Source organism: Rhodospirillales bacterium (assembly GCA_016710335.1).
Classification (GTDB): Bacteria; Pseudomonadota; Alphaproteobacteria; order Rhodospirillales; family Defluviicoccaceae; genus JADJXQ01.
Genome location: JADJXQ010000002.1, coordinates 303483 through 322066, shown reverse-complemented (window position 1 = coordinate 322066; position 18584 = coordinate 303483). Strand labels below are relative to the sequence as shown.

Annotated in this window: 18 protein-coding genes and 1 tRNA gene; 1 reads left to right on the top strand and 18 read right to left on the bottom strand. The window is 62.8% G+C overall.

The genetic code is table 11. The features are described 5' to 3' along the window. Positions 1-312: 312 nt before the first annotated feature. The 18 genes from IPM60_04720 to IPM60_04635 all read right to left on the bottom strand — a co-directional run bounded on the left by IPM60_04720 (position 313) and on the right by IPM60_04635 (position 17095). Entirely contained in the window at positions 313-1101 is a 789-nt protein-coding gene (locus tag IPM60_04720) for a type III pantothenate kinase (protein ID MBK8907213.1), read from the bottom strand. Then, the gene (locus tag IPM60_04715) at positions 1085-1903 is read right to left on the bottom strand and encodes a biotin--[acetyl-CoA-carboxylase] ligase (GenBank protein MBK8907212.1); all 819 of its coding nucleotides are present in this window, start codon (positions 1901-1903) and stop codon (positions 1085-1087) included. Before IPM60_04715 ends, IPM60_04720 begins: the two co-directional genes overlap by 17 nt. Then, a complete protein-coding gene (gene nuoN / locus IPM60_04710; protein MBK8907211.1) occupies positions 1903-3396 on the bottom strand; it encodes an NADH-quinone oxidoreductase subunit NuoN in 1494 nt (497 codons plus the stop codon). Before nuoN ends, IPM60_04715 begins: the two co-directional genes overlap by 1 nt. A 22-nt stretch (positions 3397-3418) precedes the next feature. Next, positions 3419-4939 carry an NADH-quinone oxidoreductase subunit M gene (locus IPM60_04705; GenBank protein ID MBK8907210.1) on the bottom strand — a complete coding sequence of 507 codons (1521 nt, stop codon included), beginning with the start codon at positions 4937-4939 and terminating at the stop codon, positions 3419-3421. Positions 4940-4955: 16 nt separating this feature from the next. Then, positions 4956-6917, bottom strand: a complete 1962-nt coding sequence (gene nuoL, locus IPM60_04700) for an NADH-quinone oxidoreductase subunit L (GenBank protein MBK8907209.1) — start codon at positions 6915-6917, stop codon at positions 4956-4958. Positions 6918-6923: 6 nt separating this feature from the next. Beyond that, the gene (nuoK, locus tag IPM60_04695; GenBank protein MBK8907208.1) at positions 6924-7232 is read right to left on the bottom strand and encodes an NADH-quinone oxidoreductase subunit NuoK; all 309 of its coding nucleotides are present in this window, start codon (positions 7230-7232) and stop codon (positions 6924-6926) included. 2 nt (positions 7233-7234) lie between these two features. Continuing rightward, positions 7235-7849, bottom strand: coding sequence for an NADH-quinone oxidoreductase subunit J (locus tag IPM60_04690; GenBank protein MBK8907207.1), 615 nt, complete (start codon positions 7847-7849; stop codon positions 7235-7237). A 117-nt stretch (positions 7850-7966) separates the two neighbouring features. Beyond that, positions 7967-8455 (bottom strand): NADH-quinone oxidoreductase subunit NuoI, encoded by a 489-nt coding sequence (nuoI, locus tag IPM60_04685; GenBank protein MBK8907206.1) that lies wholly within the window; start codon positions 8453-8455, stop codon positions 7967-7969. Between the two features lie 77 nt (positions 8456-8532). After that, on the bottom strand, positions 8533-9564 hold the full coding sequence (nuoH, locus tag IPM60_04680) for an NADH-quinone oxidoreductase subunit NuoH (protein ID MBK8907205.1): 1032 nt from the start codon (positions 9562-9564) through the stop codon (positions 8533-8535). Continuing rightward, positions 9557-11626, bottom strand: a complete 2070-nt coding sequence (locus IPM60_04675) for an NADH-quinone oxidoreductase subunit G (GenBank protein MBK8907204.1) — start codon at positions 11624-11626, stop codon at positions 9557-9559. Before IPM60_04675 ends, nuoH begins: the two co-directional genes overlap by 8 nt. Before the next feature lie 10 nt (positions 11627-11636). Beyond that, on the bottom strand, positions 11637-12926 hold the full coding sequence (gene nuoF / locus IPM60_04670) for an NADH-quinone oxidoreductase subunit NuoF (protein MBK8907203.1): 1290 nt from the start codon (positions 12924-12926) through the stop codon (positions 11637-11639). Next, entirely contained in the window at positions 12926-13615 is a 690-nt protein-coding gene (gene nuoE, locus IPM60_04665) for an NADH-quinone oxidoreductase subunit NuoE (GenBank protein MBK8907202.1), read from the bottom strand. Before nuoE ends, nuoF begins: the two co-directional genes overlap by 1 nt. Then, entirely contained in the window at positions 13612-14790 is a 1179-nt protein-coding gene (locus IPM60_04660; GenBank protein ID MBK8907201.1) for an NADH-quinone oxidoreductase subunit D, read from the bottom strand. The genes nuoE and IPM60_04660 overlap by 4 nt, the downstream gene beginning before the upstream one ends. Beyond that, the gene (locus IPM60_04655; protein ID MBK8907200.1) at positions 14791-15408 is read right to left on the bottom strand and encodes an NADH-quinone oxidoreductase subunit C; all 618 of its coding nucleotides are present in this window, start codon (positions 15406-15408) and stop codon (positions 14791-14793) included. A 38-nt stretch (positions 15409-15446) separates the two neighbouring features. After that, a complete protein-coding gene (locus IPM60_04650) occupies positions 15447-16022 on the bottom strand; it encodes an NADH-quinone oxidoreductase subunit B (protein MBK8907199.1) in 576 nt (191 codons plus the stop codon). Continuing rightward, positions 15992-16357: an NADH-quinone oxidoreductase subunit A gene (locus IPM60_04645; GenBank protein MBK8907198.1), complete on the bottom strand. Its 366-nt coding sequence runs from the start codon at positions 16355-16357 to the stop codon at positions 15992-15994. Before IPM60_04645 ends, IPM60_04650 begins: the two co-directional genes overlap by 31 nt. Positions 16358-16432: 75 nt before the next feature. After that, positions 16433-16509 (bottom strand) — tRNA-Asp (locus IPM60_04640). A gap of 157 nt (positions 16510-16666) precedes the next feature. Beyond that, on the bottom strand, positions 16667-17095 hold the full coding sequence (locus tag IPM60_04635) for a hypothetical protein (GenBank protein ID MBK8907197.1): 429 nt from the start codon (positions 17093-17095) through the stop codon (positions 16667-16669). Between the two features lie 190 nt (positions 17096-17285). Between IPM60_04635 and fbaA the strand changes: the two genes are divergently transcribed. Beyond that, complete coding sequence (fbaA, locus tag IPM60_04630) at positions 17286-18365, top strand: class II fructose-bisphosphate aldolase (GenBank protein ID MBK8907196.1); 1080 nt, start codon at positions 17286-17288, stop codon at positions 18363-18365. Positions 18366-18584 lie beyond the last annotated feature (219 nt).

Here is an 18584-nt window from a genome sequence, read left to right as displayed (position 1 = left end):
GCAGCGGGACGGGCGGCCGGTCCCAAGCCACGAGCTGATATGAACGGCGGCCCCCTGTGATGCAAAGGCTTCTTACACCGAGACTCTGAATCTGAATGCTCTTCCTCGCCCGGGTTCTCGGCATCATGGTGCAGGCGCTGGTGTGACGCGGGGCTTTGGCCCCGAAATCATGCACAACGCATCATCCGGGTTTCTGCGTCCAGACCAATACGCTGTCAGCAAGTTTCCCATGACCGATCCGGCTGTGAGGCGCGTCTCCGCACCGCGCCGAGGGCTTTGCCGCGACAGCCTGTTGTCTTGTCGGCAATCTCTCTACGAACGGCCCGTTGGTTCACGGTTCCGTTCGTGGATGGCGAAGAGCCCCTTGAGCGTCAAGTCGGGATCCGCATGTTTCAAAACAGGCGTGCACTCCGTAAAGAGGGATGCGAGGCCGCCGGTGGCGATGGCGTCCAGGGATGTGCCGTACTCCTCGCCGATCCGCCTTACCATGCCCTCGACCAAGCTCACGTAGCCCCAAAACACTCCTGAGCGCATCGCCTGCACCGTGCCCTTGCCGATGACCCGATCGGGACGGCCGACGGCGACGCGCGGCAACTGCGCGGACGCGTCATGGAGGGCCTTCAGGGAGAGGTTGATCCCGGGGGCGATGGCGCCGCCCAGGTAGCTCCCCTCTCCGTCTATGACATCGAACGTCGTGGCGGTTCCGAAATCGACTACGACCAATGGGCCGCCGTAAAGCGCGAAAGCCGCAACCGCGTTGACCAGGCGGTCGGCGCCCACCTCTTCCGGCCGATCGACCACTACATGGAGGCCGAGGTTGACCTCTGGCGCCCCGATAACCAGGGGCTGGCACGCAAAGTACCGGCGGCACATGAAGCGGAGGTTGAACAGGACGGCGGGAACGACGGTCGCGATGATGGCGGCATCAATGTCGCTGGCCTTGATTCCGGCGAGTGTCATCACCTGGTTGAGCCAGACACCGATCTCGTCGGCCGTTCGCTCGGCGCTCGTGGATGAGCGCCATTCGCCACGAATCATGCCGGACTGATCGAACACGGCAAAGACCGTGTTGGTATTGCCGACATCAACCGCGAGCAGCATCCGCAACCTTCACCTCTTCAACAGGGAGCGGCTCCGCCTTAAGTTCCGGCGGAAACACGTCCCCGGCGCAGATTAAGCGCTCAACCCCCCGTTCATCCGACAACAACATGGCGCCGCTAGCGTCGAGGCCGACGAACCGCCCGCTAGCGGTTTCGTCCGCGAGGCGCACACTGACCTGTTCGCCAAGAGCGTAAGCGATACCCAACCACCGGTTCCGGACCGCCGCAAACCCGGCGGTTTTCCACTCCGCCAAGCTATCGTCGATCCGTCCGCACAGCCGGTCGAGGATGGGCCGGAGATCCGTCGCGCCGACCCCTTCGTGAGCCAACGAGGTGGCACAAAACGCTCCCGCCACGTCGTCTGGCCGCCACGCCACATTCAGCCCGATGCCGAGCACGAGCCACGCGACCTGCCCACGAGAATCCGAGGCCGACTCCAAGAGGAGGCCGGCAACCTTGCGCCCGTTCACCAGGACATCGTTAGGCCACTTGCAGCGCACGTCGTGCGCGTCCGTCAAGAGGTCCGCGACGGTCGCGGCTACGGCCAGACTCGCGACAAAGCCGATCTGCAACGCTTGTGCGATCGGACATTGTGGTCTGAGTAGAAACGAGACGTGGAGATTGCCGCGCGGCGATGACCATGAGCGGCCGTGCCGACCACGGCCCTGGGTCTGTTGGCGGGGCCAGATAACGAGGCCTGCCGGGGCGCCGTGCAATGCTCTTCGCTTGGCTTCCTCGTTGCTCGAATCGATGCTGTCCAACTCGACAATGAGAAATCCCGAGTGCGCCGTTGCGAGGCCCATCAGTGCGCCGGCGCGCCGCCGACGAGGGAAGCCGCGGCCGCCGCCGCGTTGAGCAGTGGGTCCGGGTAGATGAAGAACAACAGCACCACGAGCCCGGACGCCAGCATGGCGACGCCGACATGGCGCCCGATCTGGCGGTCCAAATGATCGCCAGGCTCATCGAAGTACATAACTTTGACGATCCGGATATAATAGTACGCCGCCACCACGCTTGACAGGACGCCGATCACGGCGAGCGTGTATAGTTCTGCCTGGACCGCGGCGAGAAAAACGTAGAGCTTGCCGAAAAAGCCGGCGAGGGGCGGGAGACCGGCCATCGCGAACATGAAGATCGCCATGGCGAACGCCATCGCCGGGTGCGTCTTGGACAACCCAGCCAGGTCGGAGATCTCGACCACCATGGACTCCCGTCGGCGCATGCTCAGGATGCAGGTGAACGCACCCAAGTTCATGAAAAGATAAATTCCCATGTAAATCAGGACGCTGCGAACTCCGGCTTCGGTTCCCGCGGCAAGCCCGATCAGCGCATAACCGACGTGGCTGATCGAGCTGTAGGCCATAAGGCGCTTGATGTCGCTCTGGCCGATGGCTGCGAAGGCGCCGAGCACCATCGACGCGATGGAGATCAGCACGACGATCTGCTGCCACTGGTCGACCAGGCCGGCGAAGGGATCCATCATGACCCGAAGGAACAGGGCCAGTGCCGCCATCTTCGGCGCGATGGAGAAGAACGCCGTCACGGGCGTCAGCGCGCCCTGATAGACATCGGGCGTCCACATGTGGAAGGGAGCTGCAGAGACCTTGAACGACAAAGCCGCGAGGACGAACACCAAGCCGACGATCAGCCCCACCGGAGGCGCGCCATGGTCGAACTGCTCGAACGTCTGGGCCAGCACATCGAAGTTGGTGGTGCCGGCAAACCCGTAGATCAGCGAACTGCCGTACAGCAGCATGCCTGATGCCAGAGCGCTAAGGACGAAATACTTGAGGCCCGCTTCTGAGGATCGGAGGTCGTCCCGCTGGAACGCCGCCAAGACAAAGAGCGACAGGCTCTGCATCTCGAGCCCGACGTAAAGGGAGATGAGATCGTTGGCCGACACCATCATCAACATGCCGACGGTGGCGAACAGGATCAGGATGGCGTACTCGAACCGCGCGATCCCCTGGAACTCCAAGTAGTCCTGCGACACGTACAACGACAAGGCAGAGGCAAGCAGGATCAGGACTTTGAAGTACACCGCGTAGTCGTCGGCGATGAACATCCCTTCGAAGGTGCGGGTTGCTTCGCCCGGCGCAACCAGTGCCACCATGACGATGGCAACGGCAAAAACCGCAAGGGCGAGGCGCGAGACCACGCGGGACACGGCGACCCCTTCGGCGACGCCGCCCGGCCGGTAGAAGACGCCGACCATCAGCAGCGCCATCGCAGCGACGACAACGAAGATCTCGGGCAGCGCCGGGAGCAGATCGGGGAACTGGCTGGCTGGGTGCATTCCTGTTCTCGCTGTCGCGTCCTTACCGCCCGGCAGCCAGGTCGGCGCCGTTCGAAACGCCGGCGCGCGCCACGTCCAGCTGCTCCACCAGGTTGCTGACCGAGGCGTGCATCACGTCGAGGACCGGCATTGGGTAGAGCCCCAACCACAGGGCGAGGAGGACCAGCGGCGCGAAGACGGCGACCTCACGGGGACTGAGGTCGCCGATCATCTGCAAATTTTTCTTGGTGAGCGTGCCGAAGATCACCCGCCTGTAAAGGTAGAGCATGTAGGCCGCCCCGAGGATCATGCCGGTCGCCATGAACAGGGCCACCCACGAGTTTGCCTGAAACGCGCCGAGCAGGACGAGGAACTCGCCGACGAAGCCGCTGGTCCCGGGAAGCCCGGCCGACGCCAACATGAACAGCATGAATACCAGGGCATAACGCGGCATCCGGTGCACAAGGCCGCCGTAGGTCGCGATGTCGCGGGAGTGAATGCGGTCGTAGACCACGCCCACGATGAGGAAAAGTGCGGCGGAGACGATGCCGTGACTAATCATCTGAAAGACCGCGCCTTCGATGCCCTGCACGGTCATGGTGAAGGCGCCGGCGGTGACGAAGCCCATGTGCGCCACGGAAGAATAGGCGATCAGCTTCTTCATATCTTCCTGCGCCAGCGCCACCAGCGAGGTGTAGATCACCGCGATGATGCTGAGGGTGTAGACCAGCGGCGTGAAGCTCACTGACGCGTCCGGAAACATCGGCAACAGGAACCGGAGAAAACCGTAGCCGCCGAACTTCAGCAGCACGCCCGCCAGAATGACCGAGCCGGCCGTCGGCGCCTCCACGTGAGCATCCGGAAGCCAGGTATGAACAGGCCACATCGGCACCTTGACGGCGAACGAGGCGAGAAACGCGAGCCACAGCCAAGCCTGAAGGCCGGTGTCGAAATCGAACTCCAGCAGCGCCGGAATGCTGCTGGTGCCGGCCACGTAGATCATGGTCAACATCGCCAACAGCATCAGCACCGAGCCGACGAAGGTATACAGAAAGAACTTGAACGCCGCGTAGACCCGCCGTGGCCCGCCCCAGACGCCGATGATTAGGAACATTGGGATGAGGACGCCCTCGAAGAACACATAGAACAGCACGAGGTCGAGGGCGGCGAACATGCCGACCATCATCGCTTCCATGATCAGGAAAGCGATCATGTACTCCTTGACCCGTTCCCGGATGCTTTCCCAGCTCGCCAGCACGCAGATCGGCGTCAACAGCGTCGACAGCAGCACGAACGGCATCGAAATGCCGTCCACGCCCAAATGGTAGGCGATGTCGAGCCCAGGCATCCACACCGCGCGCTCCTGGAACTGGAAGCCGGCGTCGGCGGGATCGAAGCTCATCCACAGGCCGAGCGACAGGACGAAGGTGGTCAGCGTCGTCCACAACGCCACCCAGCGCGCGTTCCTTGCCACCACGTCCGGCTCGCCGCGGATGGTGAGGATGAACACCGCACCGGCGACGGGCAGGAAGGTGACCAGGGACAGAAGGGGGAGGTCGCCCATTGTTGGATGGCTCTCGTCAACTCGCCGCGTAAAGGAGGTAGCCGGTAATGATGATCATCACGCCGATCAACATGACGAAGGCGTAGTGGAACACGTACCCGGTCTGCAGGCGGGTGACACGATGGGCCACATTGACGGCCGCTGCAGCAATGCCGTCGGGGCCGATGCCGTCGATCAATGTCCCGTCGCCGCTCTTCCACAGGTTGCGACCGAGGCCGAATGCCGGGCGAACGAAGATAGCGTCATAGAGTTCGTCGAAGTACCACTTGTTGAGCAGGAACCGGTAGACGCCGCTGAAGGTGTGCGCCAGCCGCCCGGGAAGTCCCGGCATCAACATATAGAGCACGTAGGCAAGCGCGATGCCGGCCAGCCCTTCAACCAGAGGCGACCATTTAACCCAGGCCGGCACGTGATGAGCAGCCTCCAAAGCTGGGTGTGTCTCGAGGACGCGTATCGAGTCCTTCCAGAACGCCTGCAAGCCGTCTCCGACGAAGGCTTCGTAGCCGATGAAGCCTGCAGCGATGGCGCCGACGCCGAGCACCGCCATCGGAATGATCATCACCATCGGCGACTCGTGCACATGCGCCCGGACTTTTTCGTCGGACCGGGACTCGCCATGGAACGCCAGGATGATAAGACGCCAGGAATAGAAGGCCGTCAGGAACGCAACCACGCTGCCGAGCAAAAAGGCGTAGCTGCCGACGGCGGTGTGGGCTGCGTAGGCGGCTTCGAGCACGATGTCCTTGGAGAAGAAACCGGCGAACGGCCACACGCCAACCAAAGCCAGTGAGCCAATCCACATCAGCGCATATGTGAAGGGAATTGCTTTCCAGATACCCCCCATCTTCCGCAGGTCTTGCTCGTCCGACATGGCGTGGATGACGGAGCCGGCGCCGAGGAACAGCAGCGCCTTGAAGAACGCGTGGGTCATCAGGTGGAAAACGCCCGCCGAATACGCCGAGACGCCGCACGCGAAGAACATGTAGCCGAGTTGCGAGCACGTCGAATAGGCGATGACCCGCTTGATGTCATTCTGCACGCAGGCGACGGTTGCCGCGAAAAGGGCGGTCGAGGCGCCGACGACGGTAACCACCGCCAAGGCCGTGTCCGAGTACTCGAAGAGCGGCGACAGGCGCGCCACCATGAACACGCCAGCGGTGACCATGGTCGCGGCGTGGATCAGCGCCGACACCGGGGTCGGTCCCTCCATGGCGTCCGGAAGCCACGTGTGCAACCCGAGCTGCGCCGACTTGCCCATGGCGCCCACGAACAGCAGCAGACAGATGACGGTGAGCGCGTGAAACTCCCCGCCGAAGACGCTGATCGCGGCCTCCGCCTTGCCGTCGACGGCCGAGAAGATGGCGTCGAGGCGGATGGTGTCGAACAACAGGAACGTTGCCAGTATACCGAGCATGAACCCGAAATCGCCGACCCGGTTGACGAGAAACGCCTTGATCGCCGCGGCATTGGCCGAGGGTTTGTCGTACCAGAAGCCGATCAACAGGTAAGACGCGAGGCCAACGCCCTCCCAGCCGAAGAACAACTGCAACAGGTTGTCCGCCGTCACCAGCATCAGCATGAAAAAGGTGAACAGGTTGAGGTAGGCCATGAACCGCGGGACAGACGGGTCGTGGGCCATGTAGCCGACGGAATAGACGTGGATCATCGCTGAGATCACCGTCACCGTCAGCATCATCACGGCGGTCAGGGTATCGAGCTTCAGCGCCCAGGCAACGGCGAGGTCCCCCGAACTGACCCAGGTCATCAGCTCGATGCTGCGCACATTGCCGCCGCCGACGACGTCCAGGAAAACGATGATGGCGAAGCAGGCGGACAGCAGCAGCGCCCCGCATGTGACCAACTGCGAGGCGCGATCCCGCTTCGCCTTTTGCGCTTTGTCGGCCGCTGGCATCAAGGCAAGGATGCCGGCGATGATTGCGCCCAACAGCGGCAGAAACACGACGGCGACGGCGGACACCTCGGCTCAGCCCTTCATCAGGTTGATGTCTTCGACGGCGATGCTGCCGCGATTGCGGAAATAAATGACCAGCACCGCGAGACCGATCGCGGCTTCCGCTGCGGCCACGGTCAACACGAACAACGCAAACACCTGCCCGACCAGGTCGTTGAGCGCAACCGAGAACGCCACCAGGTTGATGTTGACTGCGAGCAGCATCAGCTCGATCGACATTAGAATGACGATGACGTTTTTACGGTTGAGAAAGATCCCGAAAATGCCGAGCGAGAACAGGATAGCGGCGACAGAAAGATAATGGGACAGGCCGATCGTCAACATCAGATGCCCCTGCCGCTGGAGACCTTGCGGATCTCGATCGTGTCCTTGGGACGCCGGCGCACCTGATGCGCGATGTCCTGGCGGCGCACGCCCGGGCGGCGGCGGTGGGTGAGGACGATGGCGCCGATCATGGCGATCAAGAGGATCACCCCGGCCGCCTGGAAGATGTAAAGGTACTGGGTGTAGAGCAGACGCCCGAGGGCGGCGGTGTTGGTGACTGCCTCGAACGGTGGCGTCGGAGCCGTACCTGCGACGGTGGTTTCAGGCGCTAGGGTCCAACCGCCGACGATGATCAGCAACTCCAGGAGCAGGATCAGGCCGATCAGCCCGCCGAGCGGAAGATACTGGAAGAACCCTTGCCGCAACTCGACGAAGTTGATGTCGAGCATCATCACCACGAACAGGAACAGCACCGCGACGGCGCCGACGTAAACGACCACCAGGATCATGGCGATGAACTCCGCGCCCATCAGCACGAACAGGCCGGCGGAGTTGAAGAAAGCGAGAATCAGGAACAGGACGGAATGAACGGGGTTCCTCGCCGACACCACCATCACCGCGGCAGCCACGGTGATGAATGCGAAGAGATAGAAGGCCAGAGCCTGAACGATCATATCGTGGAACAGTCGGCTAGATCGAGAGAGGGGTGGCGCGGCTACCCGCGGTGCCGCTGTTCATAACGCCCTTGAACCGGAATCTCAATAGGCAGGGGCGCCTCTCGCCCACAAGCGTCACCGATAAGGAGCGGCGGCGGCTAGGCTGGCGGCAATTTCGGTTTCCCACCGGTCGCCGTTGGCGAGCAGCCTGTCCTTGTCGTAGAGCAGTTCTTCCCTGGTTTCGGTCGAAAACTCGAAGTTCGGGCCCTCGACGATAGCGTCGACCGGACAGGCCTCCTGGCAGAAACCGCAGTAAATACATTTAACCATGTCGATGTCGTATCGCGTCGTGCGGCGGCTGCCGTCGTCGCGCGGTTCGGCCTCGATGGTGATCGCCTGAGCAGGACACACCGCCTCGCACAACTTGCAGGCGATGCATCGTTCCTCGCCGTTGGGATAACGGCGGAGCGCGTGCTCGCCGCGGAAGCGTGGGCTGATCGGGCCCTTTTCGTACGGGTAGTTGATGGTGACCTTGGGGCGAAACATGTAGCGGAGCGTCAGCGTCAGGCCCGATAGCAGTTCTGTCAGGAAAATCGTACGGGCGCCGCGTTCAATGAAACTCATTGTCCCTTTGCTCCCTTGCTCATCTCTCACACGTACCTGACCCGCGCGGTTCAGCCCGCGTACCTGACCTGCGCGTTTCAGCCGGCGCGCGGCGCCCAGCCGAACACCACAAGGACGCTCGCGACGATGACCACGGCGGCCAGCGACAGGGGCAGGAACACCTTCCAGCCAAGCCGCATGAGCTGATCATAGCGATAGCGGGGAAACGTCGCCCGCACCCAAATGAACACAAACAAACACAGCGCGATCTTGAGGAAGAACCAGATGGGCCCCGGAACCCAGGTGAACGGCACAAAGTTGAACGGCGGCAGCCACCCGCCGAGGAAAAGGATCGTCGTCATCCCGGACATGAGAATCATGTTGCCGTATTCGCCGAGGAAGAACAGGGCGAACGTCATCGACGAGTATTCGACGTTGTAGCCGGTGACCAACTCAGCCTCCGCTTCCGGCAGGTCGAACGGATGACGGTTGGTCTCAGCCAGCGTGGACACGAAGAAAATCACCGCCATTGGCAGCAGCGGCACGACAAACCAGTTGAGGAAGCCCCAGTCGCCTTTCTGGGCGAGGACGATATCGGTCAAATTGAGCGACCCGACGCAGAGCAGCACGGTGATGATGACGAAGCCCATGGAGACTTCGTAGGACACCATTTGGGCCGCCGAACGCAGGCCGCCAAGGAACGCGTACTTCGAGTTGCTCGCCCATCCCGACATGATGATGCCGTAGACGCCGAGCGACGATATCGCGAACAAATAGAGGATGCCGACGTTGATGTTAGCCAACACCATGCCTTCGTCGAACGGGATCACCGCCCACGCCACCAGCGACAGGCTGAATGTCAGCATCGGCGCGACCACGAACACGCCTCGGTTGGCGCGGGTCGGCAGCACCGTTTCCTTCAGGAACAGCTTCAAGCCGTCTGCAATCGGCTGCAACAGGCCAAATGGTCCAACGACATTGGGTCCTTTGCGCAGATTGATGGCGCCGATCACCTTGCGCTCGGCCAAAGTCAGGTAGGCGATCGCCAGCAACAGCGGCCCGACGATCATCATGATTTTCATGACGATCCACATCGTCGGCCACATATACACGTGCCAGAATTCAGCCATCTGTGCCGGTCTTTCTTGTCTCGGACGGCAACAAGGTGCGGACGCACTCCGCCATGGTGACAGACGCCCGACATATCGGGTTGGTCACGTAGAAGTTGGCGATGGCCGGCCGGAACGGATCCTTCGCAAGAGCCCCGGAGGCGCCGAAGTCACCCCATGCCGCCGGGGCGACGATATCCAAGCTTCTGAAAGACGCATTGACGGCCTCAAGCCGCGCCCGCACTTGCTCCAGCGTATCGTAGGGAAGGGTGTGCCCGACCGCCTCGGACAGCGCCCGGATGATCCTCCAGTCTTCACGCGCCTCGCCCGGCGGATCGGCGGCGCGCAGGCCACGCTGAACGCGGCCTTCGGTGTTGACGTAGGTGCCGCTCTTCTCCGTGTAGGCTGCCCCGGGCAACACTACGTCAGCGCGCTGAGCCCCCGCGTCGCCGTGATGGCCCTGATAAACCACGAACGCATCGCCGAGGCGCTGCATGTCGATCTCATCTGCTCCGAGCAGATAGACCACCTTGATCTCGCCCGCTTCTGCGCCGTCCAGGATGCCGGCGAGGCCGCGTCCGCCATCGCCGGGGACGAAGCCCAGATCGAGCCCGCCCACCCGCGCCGCGGCGGTGTGCAGCACGTTGAACCCGTTCCAGCCGCCGGCTTCGTCGATCATCCCGAACTTGTCGACGATGGCCCGTGCGGCGCCGAGGATATGCGCGCCGTCGACACGCGCCAGAGCGCCCATGCCGAGGACCAGCATCGGGCGCTTCGCGTCATCGAGCACCTTGGCGAAGTCATGCTCGCCGGCGAGGAGGGCGTCCAACGCCGACGCATCGTTGCCAAGTCCCTGATAGCGATAAGTGAGATCCGCGTCCGTGCCGATGGCAGCGATTTTTGCCTTGCCGGTAAGGAAACGTTTGCGGATGCGGGCGTTGATGATCGGCGCCTCGATGCGGGGGTTGGTCCCCACCAGAAGGATTGCGTCGGCCATGTCGATGCCGGCGATCGTCGAATTGAACAGGTACGAGCTCCGGACGGCGGCCTCGAGCTTGGCCCCGTCCTGTCGGCAGTCCAGATGCGGCGAGCCGAGGGCGGACCCCAGGTCCTTCAGCGCCACCATCGACTCGCAGCAGGCCAGATCGCCGGCAACCGCGGCGACGGCTCCGCCATCGACGGACTTCAGCCGCTCCCGGATCTCCGCGAAGGCTTCCGCCCAACCGGTCGGACGCAGCCGCCCGTCCCGACGCACATAGGGTCGATCGAGGCGCTGGCGGCGCAACCCGTCGTACGCGTAGCGGGTCTTGTCTGATATCCACTCCTCATTGACGTCTTCGTTGACCCTCGGCAGTACCCGCAGCACCTCGTTGCCGCGGGTGTCGACGCGGATGTTGCTGCCTACCGCGTCCATGACGTCGATGGTCTCGGTCTTTTTCAACTCCCACGGCCGGGCGACGAACGCGTACGGCTTGGAGGTCAGCGCGCCGACCGGACACAGGTCTATGATATTGGCCGACAGTTCCGAAGAGAGCGCCTTCTCCACGAAGGTCGTCACTTCCATCCTCTCGCCGCGTCCAGTCGCACCCAGTTCCGGCACACCGGCGACCTCAGTTGCAAAGCGGATGCAGCGGGTGCAGTGGATGCAGCGGGTCATGATCGTCTTGATCAGCGGCCCCATGTACTTGTCTGTCACCGCCCGCTTGTTCTCGTGGAACCGGCTGCGGTCAAAACCGTAAAACATCGCCTGATCCTGGAGATCGCACTCGCCGCCTTGGTCGCAGATCGGGCAATCGAGCGGATGATTGATCAGCAAGAACTCCATCACGCCCTTGCGCATCTTGTGGACGGCGGGCGTGTTGGTCTCGATGACCATGCCGTCGGCGGCGGGCATTGCGCACGACGCGATCGGCTTCGGCGCTCCCTTCATGGCGACGAGACACATCCGGCAGTTGCCGGCGATGGACAGGCGCTCGTGGTAGCAAAAGCGGGGGATCTCGATGCCGGCCAGTTCGCATGCCTGCAGCACGGTCAGGCCGGCCTCGACTTCGATCTCGATGTCGTCGATCGTCAGCTTGGGCATTTCTGCGATCCTACGCCGCGGTCTGTGTCGGTTCGACGGCTCGGTCCAGGATGCGCCGCTCGATCTCCGGCCGGAAATGGCGGATCAAGCCCTGTATCGGCCAAGCCGCAGCGTCGCCCAGCGCGCAGATGGTGTGACCCTCTACCTGCCGCGACACATCCTCGAGTAGATCGATCTCCTCGACGCGCGCGCGCCCCTCGACCAGCCGCTCCATCACCCGCCACATCCACCCGGTGCCCTCGCGGCACGGGGTGCACTGGCCGCAGCTCTCGTGCATGTAAAAGCGCGACAGCCTGGTGATCGCCTTAATGACGTCCGTGGAGGAATCCATCACCATTACTGCCGCCGTTCCGAGCCCCGACTTCACCTCCTGCAGCGAGTCAAAATCCATGCGCACGCTATCGCATATTGAGCGCGGCAGCAGCGGCACCGACGAGCCGCCCGGAATGATCGCCAACAGGTTGTTCCAGCCGCCGCGGACCCCGCCCGCGTGACGCTCGATGAGGTCCTTCAGCGGCACCCCCATCTCTTCCTCGACGGTGCAGGGCTGATTGACGTGGCCCGAGATGTTAAACAGCTTGGTCCCCGTGTTGCGCGGTCGGCCGATCCCGCCGAACCAGGCGCCGCCGCGGCGCAGAATGGCTGGAACGACGGCGATAGTCTCGACGTTGTTGACTGTCGTAGGGCACCCGTAAAGGCCCACCGCGGCTGGGAACGGCGGTTTCAGGCGTGGCTGCCCCTTCTTGCCCTCGAGGCTCTCGAGCAACGCGGTTTCCTCGCCGCAGATATAAGCCCCTGCACCGAGGTGGACGTGAATGTCGAAGGCCCACCCGGAACCGCAGGCGTCCCTGCCGATGAGTCCGGCCTCGTAGGCCTCCTCGACAGCCCGCTGGAATGCTTCGGCCTCGCGGTAGAACTCACCCCGCACGTAAACATAGGCGGTGTTGGCGCCCATCGCGACGCCCGCCAACAGGCAACCTTCGATCAGCTTGTGCGGCTCGTGCCGCAGGATTTCGCGATCCTTGCAGGTGCCCGGTTCGCCCTCGTCGGCATTGATGACAAGGTAGTGCGGCCGCGGACCGGCCTGCTTCGGCATGAACGACCACTTCATGCCGGTGCTGAACCCGGCGCCGCCGCGGCCGCGCAAACCCGACTGCTTGACTTCCTCGACGATCCACTCTCGTCCCTTGGCGATGAGATCCTTCGTCGCGTCCCAGTCGCCGCGGGACTGCGCGCCCTTCAGGCCGACGTCAGCAATGCCATAGATGTTGGTGAAAATGCGGTCCTGATCACGCAACATCAAGCGTTTCCTTCCTTCCGCCGCCGGCTGGTGCTCTTTACAGGGGGCTCGGGCTCCGGGACGGGTTCCTCGTCGCCGGACGCCTCATCCAAACTGGTAAGCGTCGTCAGGCCGCCGACCGGCTCGCAGCTTCGCCGACCGATCTGCGACCCGCGCTTCGGCGTTCGACCGTGCCGGAGGTCTTCAAGGATGGTCGCGGCGGTCTCCGGCGACAAATCCTCGAAATAATCGTCGCCTATCTGCATCATCGGCGCGTTGACGCAGGCGCCGAGGCATTCGACCTCCGAGACCGTGAACGCGCCGTCCTCGGTCGTCTGCCCCGGACCGATCCCCAGGCTTCTACGGCACGCAGCGATGATCTCGTCGGATCCGCGCAGCCAGCATGGCAGGTTGGTGCACACCTGCACGTGGTGCCGGCCGATCGGCTTGAGATTGAACATGGTGTAGAACGTCGCGACTTCGTAAACCCGCATCGGCGGCATGTCCAGGTAGTCGGCCACGAAGTCCATCACGTCGCGCGACACCCATCCGCCGTTCTGGCGCTGCGCCAAATTCAGCAACGGCATCACCGCGCTCGCCTGGCGCCCCTCCGGGTAACGGGCGACGATGGCGGCGGCCTTGTCTCGGTTCTCGTCCGTGAATGCGAAGGATGCCGGCATCGGTTTGGGGGCGGTGGTCGCGTTGCTCATCGATCAATCTCGCCAAACACGATGTCCAGCGAACCGAGCACTGCGACCACATCAGCCAGCATGTGACCACGGCACAGATGATCCATCGCCTGCAGGTGGGCGAACCCCGGCGCCCGGATTTTGCAGCGGTAGGGGCTGTTGGTGCCGTCCGCGATCAGATATACGCCAAACTCGCCTTTCGGCGCTTCCACCACCGAGTAGGTCTCTCCAGGCGGCACGTGAAAGCCCTCGGTGTACAGCTTGAAGTGGTGAATGAGGGCCTCCATCGAGTGCTTCATCGCGCCCCTCAACGGCGGCGAGACCTTGTTGTCGTCTACCTTGACGGGCCCCGGCGGCATTTGGTCGAGGCACTGGCGAATGATCTTCAGGCTTTCCCGCATCTCGTACATGCGCACCAGGTAGCGGTCGTAACAGTCGCCGACCTTGCCGACCGGAATGTCGAAATCCATGCGCTCGTACGCGTCATAGGGCTGCGCCTTGCGCAGATCCCACGCGACCCCGCAAGCGCGCAGGCACGGTCCGGTGAAGCCGCGATCGAGCGCGTCCTCGGCGGTGATGGCGCCGACGTCCACGGAACGCTGCTTGAAAATGCGGTTCTCCGTCAACAACCGTTCGAGATCGTCGAGGAACGCAGGAAACTGTTCGCACCAGTCCCAGATGTCGTCTGCGAGATCGGCCGGCATGTCCGAGGCGACCCCGCCGGGCCGGAAGTACGCCATGTGCATGCGGGCGCCACTTACCCGCTCGCAGAATTCCATCAACCGTTCGCGCTGTTCGAAGCCCCACAGGAACGGAGTCAGCGCGCCGATGTCCATCGCATAGGCGCAAATGGTAAAGATGTGATTCAGGACCCGGCCGATTTCGGCGTACAGCACGCGGATGTACTGCCCCCTGGGCGGCACCTCCACGCCCAGCAGCTTCTCCGTGGCGAGACAGAAAGCGTGCTCCTGATTTTGGGGAGAGACGTAGTCGAGCCGGTCGAAATACGGCACGCTCTGCAAGTACGTCTTGTATTCGATGAGTTTCTCGGTGCCGCGGTGGAGAAGGCCCACGTGCGGATCCGCGCGCTCAATCACCTCGCCGTCCATTTCAAGCACCAGGCGCAGCACGCCGTGCGCGGACGGGTGCTGCGGTCCGAAGTTCAGCGTGTAGTTCTGGATCAACGACTCTGGCATTTATGAACGCTCTTCCTGTCCGTCGGCTTTCTCGTCGCCCGGAAGCCGCGCCTGCACGCCTTCCCATGGACTGAGGAAATCGAAGGTGCGGAACGCCTGCGCGAGCTTCACCGGCTCGTACACGACACGCTTCTGCTCATCGTCGTAGCGCACCTCAACATAGCCGGTCAGCGGAAAATCCTTGCGCAGCGGATGCCCTTCAAAGCCGTAGTCGGTCATGATGCGGCGGAGGTCCGGGTGGCCGCTGAACAGGATCCCGAAGAGATCCCATGTCTCGCGCTCCCACCAGTCGGCGGAGTTGAACACGCCGGTGACCGTCGGCACTGCGGTTTCCGCATCGGTCTGCACCTTCACCCGGATACGCCGGTTGTGGGTGAGGCTGAGAAGATTGTAAACCACATCGAACCGAGGAACCCGATCCGGGTAGTCGACGCCGCACACGTCCATCAACTGCTTGAAATGACAATTGGCGTCGTCGCGGAGAAGAGTGAGAACCCGCACCACCGACTCCCGCTGCACCACGATGATCAACTCATCGTGCGGCATCGATACATCGCGCACGTCATCCGGCAATGCGGCTTGAATGTACTCGCCGAGGTCCTTGAGGGCCACGTCCATTGTCGTCTCGAACCTTCAGAAGGATATTCAGCCGCAGTCTAGCGCCACAAGCCGCCTGTCCGTCGAATTTTTCTCTGGAGCTGCAGCACGCCGTAAACCAGCGCTTCCGCCGTCGGCGGGCAACCCGGCACATAAACGTCGACCGGAACCACCCGATCGCAACCGCGTACCACCGAATACGAATAGTGGTAATACCCGCCGCCGTTGGCGCACGACCCCATGGAGATCACGTAACGCGGCTCCGCCATCTGGTCGTAAACCTTGCGGAACGCCGGCGCCATCTTGTTGGTCAACGTGCCGGCGACAATGATGACGTCCGACTGCCGCGGGCTGGGGCGGGGCACCACTCCAAACCGATCCAAATCATAGCGGCTCATGTACGCGTGCATCATTTCGACGGCGCAACACGCGAGCCCGAACGTCATCGGCCAAAGAGATCCCGTGCGCGCCCAGTTCACCAGCTTGTCCAACTGGGCGATCAAGAACCCGCGGTTGCGCAACTCGTCACTCGCTTGGCGCAGCAACGCGTCCTGGTCGGCGCCCGGCGGGATTGGTCGGGTCAGCGTGTGATCGGGCAATCCATCTACTCCCATTCCAGCGCCCCCTTCCTCCATTCATATATGAAGCCGACGGTGAGCACCGCGAGGAAAACCATCATCGACAAGAACCCGAACATGCCGATATCGCCGAGGGTGATTGCCCATGGAAACAGGAATGCGACTTCCAGATCGAAGATGATGAACAGGATGGCCACGAGATAGAAGCGAACGTCGAACCTGCCGCGGGAATCCTCGAACGGATCGAACCCGCACTCGTATGCCGAATCCTTAGCCATGTCGGGCTTTTGCGGAACGACGATGTAGGAGACTCCCACGGCGGCGCCGGCTACCACTACAGCGATCCCGATGAAGATCAGTATCGGCAGGTATTCGGCCAAGAGAGCGGGCATGACATGATCCTCGTCATTCCGAATGTCGTCCGCGGCGCCGGGAAGAGGCGGCATGGCGACCGCGCCATGGCGCAGTGGCGGGAGTGACGGGACTCGAACCCGCGACCTCTGGCGTGACAGGCCAGCGCTCTAACCGACTGAGCTACACCCCCGGATGCGCCCACCACAGAGCTACGTGATGTAAAGCCGCCCCCGCCGGGTGTCAAGCCGCGACCCCCGGCGTCCGGGCCGCGTAACCGGGGAGGCGTTTGCATCGGAGAAACCGCTGCGCGTTGCGAAATTCGCCGTGGCCGGATTGTTCTTCCCGACCTACCCGGAGCCGGCAGACCGCAGAAGCACTTCCACGACCGTGTCGATGACCGTGTCGTGATCCGGCGACATGCCTTCGTCGATGCCCATCTCGCGTTGCAGTTGACGTTTCAGAAACGGCACTGCCGGCCGCTCTCCCGTTCGCGCTGCGAACGCGGCAACCAGCCGGCAGCCGGCGTCGGCCGCCGCGACGACGAAGGCGCCGAGCGTATTGCCGTCCGCCGATACACCTACAGCCCCTCGGCTGCGGCCAAGGGTGCGCTCGACGCAGCCCGGCAGGCCGGGATCCATTTCGGCGCCCAGTTCCTGGGCGCTGCTGCGAGCGACGGTGACAGGGTCGAGCACGACCGATCTCTCCTCAGACTGGTGGAACACCGCCATGAGCATCGGCAGCCAGCCGCTCTTTGCAAGGTTGGCGTGTTCGCCCATGCGCCCCTTGCATGTTCGCCCATGCGCCCATCGCATGACAGTCGCGGCTTCGTAACGTTGGCGGGAGGATCGGTCTCTGTTAAGAAGGCGCTGGAACGACGGATCGGTCGCCGATTGCGATGCCGGTCCATAACCGCGCCGCATGACCTCGACCCAAACGAGCCCGATCTACAACAAGGAGAAGTACATCATGGGTAGGAACACCCTTAAACCCGGAGTCGTCACCGGCGACGACTATATTGCGTTAGTCGCAGCCTGCAAGGAGGGCAACTATGCGCTGCCCGCCGTCAACGTTACCGGCACCAACACCATCAACGCGGTGCTTGAGGCCGCGGCCAAGAACAAGTCCGACATCATCATCCAGCTTTCCAACGGCGGCGCCCAGTTCTACGCGGGCCAGGGCTTCCCGGACGCTAGTCTCGCCAAGGTGCTCGGCGCCGTCTCGGCCGCCCGCCACGTGCACATGATGGCCGAGCACTACGGCGTCTGCGTCGTGCTGCACACCGACCACGCCAACAAGAAGCTGATCCCGTGGGTCGAAGCGCTGCTTGATCACGGCGAGACTTTCTACAAGGAGTCCGGCAAGCCGTTGTTCAGCTCCCACATGCTCGACCTCTCCGAGGAGCCGATCGATTGGAACCTCGAAGAGTGCGCCCGGGTGCTGAAGCGCATGACCAAGATGGGCATGAGCCTCGAGATCGAGCTCGGCGTCACTGGCGGCGAGGAGGACGGCATCGGCGGCGAGTTCGACGAAAGCGCCGACAACTCCAAGCTCTACACCCAGCCGGAGGACGTCCTGCAGGCGTACGAGAAGTTGGCGCCAATCGGCTCGTTCTCCGTCGCAGCGTCGTTCGGCAACGTCCACGGCGTCTACAAGCCGGGTAACGTCAAGCTGCGACCGGAGATCCTCAAGAAGTCGCAGGACATGATCTGCGAGCGCGCCGGCACCGGCGCCAATCCGCTCAACTTGGTGTTCCACGGCGGATCCGGCTCGGAAAAGGAAAAGATCACGGAGGCAGTCAGCTACGGCGTGTTCAAGATGAACATCGACACCGACACCCAGTTCGTGTTCGCGGAAGGCGTCGGCAAGTTCGTCGACGAGCACGCCAACGCCTTTCATTACCAGCTCGATCCGGAAACCGGCGCGCCCTTGAAGAAGTTCTACGACCCGCGCAAATGGCTGCGCGAGGGCGAAAAGGCGATGGTCGAGCGCCTCGGCGAGGCCTGCGTCGACCTCGGTTCACAAGGCAGATCCATCGCGCAAGCGTAACCACGCTCCGGCCAGTGCAATGGTGCATTCAAAGAATGCACCATTGCTGCACGTATCCTTTTGAATCTTGTGCATGCTATGACCCAGTCGACTGAATCATTCGAATGGGTTTGTACACTACCGGCCGGCACTTCCCGCTACTCGCAATGGCGCGATCGAGCGGGAAATGTCGGCCCCTCCGCCACCCACAACCCCGACGTGCTCGCCTCTCGCGGCACT

Excerpts from the sequence above, each read along its gene's own strand:
- IPM60_04720 (MBK8907213.1), bottom strand. The coding sequence starts at position 1,101 with ATGCTGCTCGCGGTTGATGTCGGCAATACCAACACGGTCTTTGCCGTG.
- IPM60_04715 (MBK8907212.1), bottom strand. The coding sequence starts at position 1,903 with ATGGGCCTCGCAACGGCGCACTCGGGATTTCTCATTGTCGAGTTGGAC.
- nuoN (MBK8907211.1), bottom strand. The coding sequence starts at position 3,396 with ATGCACCCAGCCAGCCAGTTCCCCGATCTGCTCCCGGCGCTGCCCGAG.
- IPM60_04705 (MBK8907210.1), bottom strand. The coding sequence starts at position 4,939 with ATGGGCGACCTCCCCCTTCTGTCCCTGGTCACCTTCCTGCCCGTCGCC.
- IPM60_04690 (MBK8907207.1), bottom strand. The coding sequence starts at position 7,849 with ATGATCGTTCAGGCTCTGGCCTTCTATCTCTTCGCATTCATCACCGTG.
- nuoI (MBK8907206.1), bottom strand. The coding sequence starts at position 8,455 with ATGAGTTTCATTGAACGCGGCGCCCGTACGATTTTCCTGACAGAACTG.
- nuoH (MBK8907205.1), bottom strand. The coding sequence starts at position 9,564 with ATGGCTGAATTCTGGCACGTGTATATGTGGCCGACGATGTGGATCGTC.
- IPM60_04675 (MBK8907204.1), bottom strand. The coding sequence starts at position 11,626 with ATGCCCAAGCTGACGATCGACGACATCGAGATCGAAGTCGAGGCCGGC.
- nuoF (MBK8907203.1), bottom strand. The coding sequence starts at position 12,926 with ATGTTGCGTGATCAGGACCGCATTTTCACCAACATCTATGGCATTGCT.
- nuoE (MBK8907202.1), bottom strand. The coding sequence starts at position 13,615 with ATGAGCAACGCGACCACCGCCCCCAAACCGATGCCGGCATCCTTCGCA.
- IPM60_04660 (MBK8907201.1), bottom strand. The coding sequence starts at position 14,790 with ATGCCAGAGTCGTTGATCCAGAACTACACGCTGAACTTCGGACCGCAG.
- IPM60_04655 (MBK8907200.1), bottom strand. The coding sequence starts at position 15,408 with ATGGACGTGGCCCTCAAGGACCTCGGCGAGTACATTCAAGCCGCATTG.
- IPM60_04650 (MBK8907199.1), bottom strand. The coding sequence starts at position 16,022 with ATGGAGGAAGGGGGCGCTGGAATGGGAGTAGATGGATTGCCCGATCAC.
- IPM60_04645 (MBK8907198.1), bottom strand. The coding sequence starts at position 16,357 with ATGCCCGCTCTCTTGGCCGAATACCTGCCGATACTGATCTTCATCGGG.
- IPM60_04635 (MBK8907197.1), bottom strand. The coding sequence starts at position 17,095 with ATGGGCGAACACGCCAACCTTGCAAAGAGCGGCTGGCTGCCGATGCTC.
- fbaA (MBK8907196.1), top strand. The coding sequence starts at position 17,286 with ATGGGTAGGAACACCCTTAAACCCGGAGTCGTCACCGGCGACGACTAT.